The following is an 8,956-nucleotide window of genomic DNA, read 5'->3' on the forward strand; positions in this document are numbered from 1 at the left end:
CTGCATCGAGGAGTTCGCCCTTGTCAATTGAGAACTGCGGGCCTTCGGGGTCGACCTTTGCTGCTGCGCGGCCGTCGAACCAGTTGATTGCACCACAGAGGGAAACCCTGTCAGGAGATACCACACATACGTTGGTCGGAGCAAATGACTGGCAGAGGGTACATCCGTAGAAGACGTCCACATCTTCGTCGTGGAGGTCCTTTGTCCTGGCGTCCCTGGCCTTGAAGATTTCCTTTGCTGATTCCAGCTGCTTCTCGACTTCAGCCTTGTCGGTGTAGAAGGTTACCTGCATCTTCTCGATGAAGGGCAGTTCTGTCTTGAAGAGCATCATGACAGCTTTTCCGAAGGGCTCGAAAGAGTCCATCTTTGCGGCTGTGTCCTTGGAAACTCTCATCCAGACATCGTACCTCTGGTTCAGGTGCATAATGCCCTGGCAGTAGTTGATGAAGTCGTGGACACGCCTTTCTACGACAGACTCGAGGTCAGCTTCGACAAGTTCTCCACCGATGTTGAAGACCATTGCCCAGGGATAGGTCTTGCCCTCTTCCATTTCCTTGAGGTCGGGACCGACAATTGTGACACGGTCGTCTACAATTGAATCCATGTCTGCTGCCCTGACGAGTTCGAGGCCGAGGGATTTTGGCCCTCCGAGCTCGACGAACATGCCTTCTTTCCTTACTCTTTCTCCTTCAAACATTGGGGAGATCTCAAATGGGAATTCATCTGCCATTATATGTTGCCTCCTAATTCAAATTTACAAGTTGTCGATTAATTCATCCAGGGCAGCATAGTGGTCTGCCTTGCTCAGGTTTCCGAAAGACATCGTTGAGTTCTGGATGTAGCCTCTTTCAATTGCAATTGTTTTTAAGTTGCTGAAGTTCTTTGCTGCGGAGAGTACCTGGTTGATATAGAATTTCTTGAATCCTAAGACTATGACAGTGTCATAGTTTCCATTTCCATCAAGACCGGGCCAGTTGGGGTCCGTGAGGTAGAAGCCGAGCATGTGAGCGTTGATGTACTTTGCATCTACGTCTTTATCTGCAAGGCTTACCTTGGAACTCCCGGTTGCAGCAATCGGGATGTTTGCAGTCTTTGAAATTTTTACCACGCGGTCAAGGAGTTCCGGGTCAAGGGTCAGGGTCCCTACCATAAGGAGTGGTCTCTTTGCTTTTGAGATCAGCTTTGCAGCCATTTCAGGCGTAACAGTTTTTGAGGTGCTTACTCCATAGCTGGTAAACAGTTTGGTGTTCTTGGTTGTGTCTACCATTTTTCAGGCCTCCTTGCAAAGTCTCTTGAGGTTAGTGGGCTGTGCCGAGACATCGAACTTGATTTTCGGGCCTGAGATGATTTTCTTTCTCTTCCAATCGATTTCCCACCCATGTACAGCCTCAAGTTTCTTGAGGAGATCTTCACGCTTTGCAAGCGGGAGGTCAGCCTCGTTTCTGACAAACTTCCACCAGTCTTCCGGTTCTTCTCCAAGGTACTTCTTGTGGAGTTCCATCCAGTGGGTCAGCTTAATAGCCCTGCCCATGTTGTTGTCGGACGGGCGGATGCAGGCCTTTGCCATCATCGGGATTGCTTCCTGCCAGGTCTCTGCGGTGGTCAGGAGGAATTCAGGCGCTGGCGGAATTGGCATTTCCTGGCCGTTCCTTGCATCGTAGACCTTCCATTTGTCTTCTTCATAGGTCTTGGCAATCAGGGCTCTCCTGTACTTGGAGGAGTGGGGGCCGAGCACTGCAGGGATACCCAGAATGTTACAGCCGGTGCCGATTGAGGAAGCTTTCTGGGAGAATGCACCCCAGGCAAGTCCGCAGGCTCCTACACGGTTCAGGATGTAGTCTGAAATTTCTGCGAGGTTGCCTTCAAGAGTCCTCTGTGCAAAAATGGCTGCGACTTTCTCGGCTGCACCGGTGATGTGTGCGTTCGAGACGCAGGACCCGATGTTGACAAGTCCTCCGCACTGGAATCCGCCGGGATACCTCTCATAGAGGGTCTTGCCGTCCTCGTCCTTGAACATACCAATGTCCATTGCACCGCAGCCGGTCGTAACCACAATGAAGTTCCTCTTCAGGAATTCTTCTGCAATGTAGTAAACGTCCTTGGTGCCTTCTGCATAGTTCGGGCAGCCGATGATTGCGATGATGCCCGGTGTGGTACCCATGACAAGGTTAAGGCCTTCTGCACGGATTTCAGCATCAGAAACCTGTCCTCTGCCGGCTCTCATCAAACCTTTCTCTTCTGCAATCTGCTTCTGGGCAACCTTTTCTATTATGTTGAGGATCGGGATTTCCTTCTTACAGACCTGTTCACAGCGGCGGCAGCCAATGCACGTGTCGTGGAGTTCCTCAAGATATGAGAAATCCCCTTCCTTTGCAAAGCCCATGGCTTCCGGGATGTCAAGTTCTTCCGGACAGGCCAGCAGGCAGGCTCCGCAGTCTGCACATTTTGCGACCAGGTTTGTGAATTCTTCATCTGTGGGGATTGCAGTAATGCCTTCTGCATCACGGATCGGGGCCATTTCCATAGTAAGCCTGATACAGAGCTCCCCGAGTTTGTCATAGTCCAGCATCACACAGCCCGGAATCTTTCCGGACTTAAGCTCTTCAAGGGTCTCATTAACATCCGCGTCAGTCCTGTTCGGAAGTCCATACATGATCTTTGCATTGGACGCGATGACCGGAATCTTAAGCTTCTGGGCTTCAGGTACAATGTCACCGCGGACGCACTGTTCATCCACAACAACGACATCTGGCATTCCTGAGCGGATTACTTTTAGTTCCTTGGACATGGAACCGATGACCTTGGCATATGGGGGTCTCTCATCGGCTTCCTTGTACCTGGTAAGGTCTATTGCGGTACAACAGAGCCCGGCAATTTCCATCTTGTCGGTAAGTTCGTGTTCTTCCATGTAGTCCATCATGTAGGTGACGCCGCCTACATTGTGCCCGATCACGCAGAGGAAGGGTTTTGACTTGTCAATTGTTCCCATGCCGATTTCGATCAGAGGGGCATCAGGGTCAGCTTTCGGGAAGTCGTAGGCTGCGACCTGTACAACATCGGAAATTTCCATGCCTACGTGGTCCAGGCTGCCGCTGAAGAGGGCCTTGGAGTCGTAGTCTATCTCTGCGGATTCCTGGCCTGCGTGGACTGTTGCAAGCAGCTGAGTCAGCTGTTCTTCAACGAATTCCATGGCTGGCTTGATTTCACCAAGGGTTTTGGGGCTAAGCCCTGTGCTGATTGTGATGTTCGGAGTAAGCACATTGGACTGCCCGAGGTTGAGGGGTAAGTCTTCTCCGAAGGTTTCGATCAGGTGGTCAAGCAGGTGGCGGCCGTGGGCTGCGTGGCAGGCAGTACCTGTAATCACACGGAGGAAGAATTCTCTTCCGTTGTGGCCCAGCATGTCAATACCACAGGCACCTCTCTTGTTTCCTGATAGGTCACAGGGTCCATATGTACAGTAGCAGCACTGGTCACACATGGGGGTAATAACAGGCTCGTAACGGTCAAGCAGTTTGAAGTTCCAGTCATCCCTATAAGACTCGAGTCCTGGGAAAAGTGTGGGACCTGCTTTAACGAGCTCCTTTGCTTTTTCTTCAGCAGCCTCCTTTGCTGCCCCTACAATATTATTGATAGTGATCTGAACGGATTCAAGATCTTCTATAGAAAAACTCCCAGTAGTTAATTTACTCATTTTAGCTTTACCTCCTAAATACACTTAAAGTCACTTTACAGACGATTCTTGAAAGTTCCAGCTAATTAAATGACATTTTTAGTAGATCGTTTTTAACTTTTTATAGAATTTACACACTTACACTACAAAATCAAGTACAGTAAATTAAGCAGTTAAAACTTGAATTTTTATAGAGTTGGGAGTTCACTGCTTTTGTTTTAGGCATCAAGTGGGTAAGTCCTATAATAGTCGTTGCGATCTCAGAATAAATAAAAGAGATCTTAGAGACTATCCGATAAGTTCTATGCATGTTGTAAAACTACAATTGGACAATTAGTGTTTATTCTCCGGAATCCGTTCATTTGTTTTGCCGATTGTAGAAGTTACAGTAGGTCACAGCACTTTTTGGATAAACTCCTAAATTACACTTAAGCGACGTATTATAAATAATTTTCACTTTTGTTCGGTATAAATATAAAAATAAAAAAAATTCCGTTATATTAATCCGGTCTAAACTCTTACGAGTTGTTGACTCGTGATGAAGCATGAAATGCGGCATAATCTGCCCATTTTTCATAAGAAAAAAATCTGAAATTATTCGAATAAGAGGCTAAAATAAGTACCAGTGATTAGCATAACTTTTTCATTAAATCAGGTGTAAAATGCAGAGGATAGTCACCTGACTAACGGACATATGATACAAAACTATTAAGTAAACTTCATAGTTATAATTGCATTTTATTCTTTTATGTGTTTATTGCTATTGGTTTTGTACTTATAATGCAGAATCCTGAAAATTGGTTCAGAGCTCATTAGTTTTATCAATAGTTACATTGCTGCAGCGTTAGTTATTTATAATACCTCTCTTTTGCGTATTTTGACAGTCGATTAAGTCAAGCAGAGTATCAAGAATCCCAAAAGCTACTTATCCTAGACTCTACGAAATTACTCAAAATGTTCGTGTATTTATTAACGTGTCCCTGGGAGGGCTTGAGGTATTTGTTTGAGACTTTCTCCAGGTAGAGCAGAATGAGGCTGCTGAGAGAATGGAGGTATCCCTGAAGACTTTCTTGAACGATCTCCAAAAGTCCTGGGGAAAGTGTGGGACCTGCTTTAACGAGCTCCTTTGCTTTTTCTTCAGCAGCCTCCTTTGCTGCCCCTGCAATATTATTGATAGTGATCTGAACTAATTCAAGATCTTCTATAGAAAAACTCCCGGTACTTAATTTGCTCATTTTAACTTTACCTTCTAAATACGCTTAAAGTCACTTATCAGGCGATTTTTGAAAGTTCCAGCTAATTAAATGATATTTTTAGTAGATCGTTTTTAACTTTTTATAGAATTTACACACTTACACTACAAAATCAAGTACAGTAAATTAAGCAGTTAAAACTTGAATTTTTATAGAGTTGGGAGTTCACTGCTTTTGTTTTAGGCATCAAGTGGGTAAGTCCTATAATAGTCGTTGCGATCTCAGAATAAATAAAAGAGATCTTAGAGACTATCCGAAAAGTTCTATGCATGTTGTAAAACTACAATTAGATAATTAGTGTGTATTATCCGGAATCCGTTCATTTGTGATTGCCGATTGTAGAAGTTACGGTAGGTCAAAGCACTTTTCAGATAGACTCTTAAATTACACTTAAGCGACGTATTATATATAGTTTTCACTTTTGTTCGGTATTAATATAAAAATAAAAAAAATTCCGTGGTATAAATCCTATCTAAACTCTTACGAGTCATTGACTCGTGACGATGCATGAAAAACGGCATCATATGCTCATTTTTCATACGAAAAGAGCATGAAATTATTCAAATAAGAGGCAAAATGAAAGTACCCGTGATTAGCAGAACTTTTACGTTAAATCAGGTGTAAAAGGCAGAAAATAGCCACAGGACTAACGGACATACGGTACAAAACTATTAATTAAACGTCATAGTTATAATCGCATTTAATACCTTTTTGAGTTTATTGCTATTGTTTTTGTACTCAACATGCCGAATTCTAATTATATATTCAGCGATTATTAATTTAATCAATAGTTAAATCGCTCAGGGTTAGCTATTTATATAACCTCTCTTTTGTGTATTTTGACGGTCGGTTGAGTTATACGGAGTATCAAGAATCCCAAAAGCTACTTATTACAAACTCCGTGAAATTAAGCTAAGTGTTCTCGTAATTATTAACGTGTCCTTGGAAGAGCTTGAGGCGTTCGTCTTTGCGACCTTCTCCAGGTAGAGCAGAATGAGGCTGCTGACGAATGAGGGTATCCCGGAAAACTTTCTGGAACAACCTCCAAAATGCACGATAGAAGGTGGCTAACGCTATTGTCAACGGAAAAGATGTCGAAATCTCTGGAGGAGAATATGTTAATAGTGATGAATTCAAGGTCGATTTTCTCTGCAAAGAATGCGATCATGTGTGGGAATCAAACTGCAACCAGTGTCGTCCCGCAATCTGTTTGAATTGTGGTTTCGGTCTAATTTTCCGACTTCTAGGAGATGAAAGCGGAAAAAGGGTTATTTATAATGATTGATGTGTTTTCTTGTCCGACGTATCACTATAATGGGCCTCTTTTAAATATTAGGCTCAGGAAAGATCTCTACCCAAACTGCGGTTCAGTAGAGAAATATATATTTCAATTTCTCGTATTCCAGTAACTATGTAAGCACTACGATATTTCTCAAATGTCTATACTACACGTTATACTAGAATTTTTTTTCAAAATTATTTTTAAGGAACAATTTCGAAAATATGTTGCCATCGATTATGGTAGTTTGTGTTTACTCTAATCCTTAATTGATGTTAAAGTCAATACTTTAAACGCTTTAAGTAAAATATCGATAGCTATTTATTACGTGTCGCATAAGTGCAATTTGATGGTCAATAGAGTTAAGCGCAGGGTATCTTGCTTCCCAAAGGCCACCTATTACAAGCCCAGAGAAATCCCTCTTTGCTCTCTGGAAATCACCAACATATCTATAGAAGAGCTTGAGGCTATTCGTCTTTGCGACCTTCTCCAGATAGAGCAGAGTGAGGCTGCTGAAAGAATGGGAGTATCCCGGAAAACTTTCTGGAGCGACCTCCAAAATGCACGACAGAAGGTGGCTGATGCTCTTGTCAACGGAAAAGCGATCGAGATCTCTGGAGGAGAATACGTTAATAGTGGTGAATGCAAGGTCGATTTTCTCTGCAAAGAATGCGATCATGTGTGGGCATCAAAGTCTAACCAGTGTCGTCCTACAAGCTGTCCGAATTGTGGTTCCGGTCTAATTTTCCGGATCGGCGGCGATGGACGAGGAAAGAGGTTTATTGAGAATGATTACTGTTGCCCTAAAAAAATGGAAAGCAGCAGGAGTACTGGTGAAGGAAGCAAAAAGAAGTGACAATAATAGCTATACCACCGGATGAGTGATACTGGACTGGAGTCTGATGTATGTGCCCATTTTGGCTCATGCGAACATTTTACCATTGTAGATGTGTGATAAGAGGGCCATTACTGGAATTAGGGCGATAAGCAACAGGGCTCCCTATGGCGAGCACAATTATGATGCTCCTTTGAGAACTTGAAATCGCAAACTGTCGAGATCTTACTTGTCTCGGGCATCGGCGGAAGACGGGCACATGCAACTGCTCTCATCATTAAAGTGAGATAATTGTGTATTGAAAGAAAAATGCAATTTCTGCGAGGGCATGTTTAGTTCTTATTAAACCAGTGGCAAAAAACTAACACAGGCAAGGGTTTTGACATGTAACATTCGGACTCATGTTTGGACCAATATGCACATGATAAAATCATAAACATAACATCTGATTCGTTGTGCATCATATATATAAAAAAAGCAGAATATATATTAAGAATTCTAAAAACTTTATTTTAGAACACATATTCAGTATCAGTGTTCTCAAAAGCAAATCTTTATGGCATTAAGGCAAAAAAGTCTATTTTTATACTACTTTTTTCTTCAATTCAGGAACTGTCCTGAAAGTCAACAATTGCGTTTTGTAAAAGTTGCAATAAACGTTATTCCGTGTCAAAAAGACACGGAATATTAATATTCAATTTGTTTTCTGACTTATTTTGGAGGCCAGTTCTTCTCTATCCAGCCTGGTATACGGCCGGAGTCCATTGGTCCAACCTTGACGTTTGCACCGAGTGTATCTTCGAGGTCACCCTGCAGACGGGCTGATAGACCTGGAATGATAAGGGTGTTGTGGCTTGTGTCCGTCTTGAGGTTGAAGCCTGCCTTTTCAAAGGCATCCTTTACCTTTGCGGAGGTCAGCTGACCCCCGGCAACGGCAGCTTCCACACCAATCCCATCTGTGTCGACTGCAAGCAGCCAGCATACTATTCCATTTGCCGAGATGTCGCTCTCCACCGTGTAGTATGTGAGGGCGAAGTTGGTTGTGAAGAACACCGGTGAATCTTTGTCCGGGTTTCCAACCTTATACATTCCGCCGTCCACGGAGACCGGTGTCCTCGGGTCTGTGTAGATGGTCTCAGCCAGGTGTACCTCTGGCAGGGTTGCGTATGGCTCCAGGCTGTGGAGGATCATGGCGTCGCCGTACCTTATGGTAAAGACTGATGCCATCACGGTTTCCCAGTATGAGGCACTGACCGGGTCTGCAATTCCGGCCATCCAGGCAGTGAAGGGCAGGGCCAGGATCGGGTATGCGATCTCGGTGTCTCCCATAATGCCTGCTCTCCTGATCTTCAGGAAGTTGGTAAAGGTGTCCTTGAGGCCCTTGCCGCTCGGGTAGGTCCCCGGGTCAAGGACAATGTCCTTAATGCCTGCCTCTGCAAAGGTCTTTGCAAGAGTCTTGAGGGCATCGAGGTCGTTGAAGGCCGAGACTACCACAGGTACATTGTACTCAAGTGCAAGCTCTCCTACTTCCTTCCAGTTGTCCTTGTTTGCGGCGTAGAGCAGTGGGTTCTTGTCCTTTGCTGCTTCAAGTCCTGCCTTAAGGACTGCAGGGTTGAAGGAACAGAAGATCATGGGCAGGCCTGCTTCTGCAACCTTCTTTACTGCTGCGGCAAACTTGGCTGGGTCGTTGGAAACGGCCCTTATTGCAACACCGTCGAGGAGCAGGTTGCGGCCTACATAGAACTTCTTGAAGTCAGCGATCTTCTTTACTCTCTCAACAAGGGCAGCTTCTTCCATGTTGTCTGCAACATCGAAGAACATCTTTGTCTTGTTGAAGAATGTGAGCTTGTGGCGGTACAGGACGTCGTCTCCACCGATCTTTGCTGCTCTTTCGCCTACCCCTATGACAACTTCCCGGA

5 protein-coding genes and 1 pseudogene are annotated in these 8,956 nt (G+C 44.5%); 1 reads left to right on the plus strand and 5 read right to left on the minus strand.

Annotation, left to right across the window (positions count from 1 at the left end; all coding sequences use genetic code 11):
* The 4 genes from cdhC to FTO70_RS17710 all read right to left on the minus strand — a co-directional run.
* Positions 1-730 (minus strand): CO dehydrogenase/CO-methylating acetyl-CoA synthase complex subunit beta (cdhC, locus tag FTO70_RS17695; protein WP_255334765.1); only part of this gene is annotated, 730 nt, incomplete at its 3' end.
* A 24-nt stretch (positions 731-754) separates the two neighbouring features.
* Positions 755-1,267 carry a CO dehydrogenase/acetyl-CoA synthase complex subunit epsilon gene (cdhB, locus tag FTO70_RS17700; protein WP_255337098.1) on the minus strand — a complete coding sequence of 171 codons (513 nt, stop codon included), beginning with the start codon at positions 1,265-1,267 and terminating at the stop codon, positions 755-757.
* Positions 1,268-1,270: 3 nt separating this feature from the next.
* A complete protein-coding gene (gene cdhA / locus FTO70_RS17705) occupies positions 1,271-3,691 on the minus strand; it encodes a CO dehydrogenase/acetyl-CoA synthase complex subunit alpha (RefSeq protein WP_255337099.1) in 2,421 nt (806 codons plus the stop codon).
* A gap of 884 nt (positions 3,692-4,575) precedes the next feature.
* Positions 4,576-4,905, minus strand: coding sequence for a hypothetical protein (locus tag FTO70_RS17710; RefSeq protein WP_255337100.1), 330 nt, complete (start codon positions 4,903-4,905; stop codon positions 4,576-4,578).
* 1,646 nt (positions 4,906-6,551) lie between these two features.
* On the opposite strand from FTO70_RS17710, the pseudogene FTO70_RS17715 reads away from it, so the two are divergent.
* Positions 6,552-6,839, plus strand: a pseudogene (locus FTO70_RS17715) (DUF134 domain-containing protein); the annotation flags it as partial.
* Between the two features lie 909 nt (positions 6,840-7,748).
* Here the strand turns inward: FTO70_RS17715 and acsC are convergent.
* A partial coding sequence (gene acsC, locus FTO70_RS17720; RefSeq protein ID WP_255337101.1) for an acetyl-CoA decarbonylase/synthase complex subunit gamma occupies positions 7,749-8,956 on the minus strand: 1,208 nt, incomplete at its 5' end.

The sequence above is a fragment of the Methanosarcina sp. KYL-1 genome, assembly GCF_024372725.1.
GTDB lineage: Archaea > Halobacteriota > Methanosarcinia > Methanosarcinales > Methanosarcinaceae > Methanosarcina.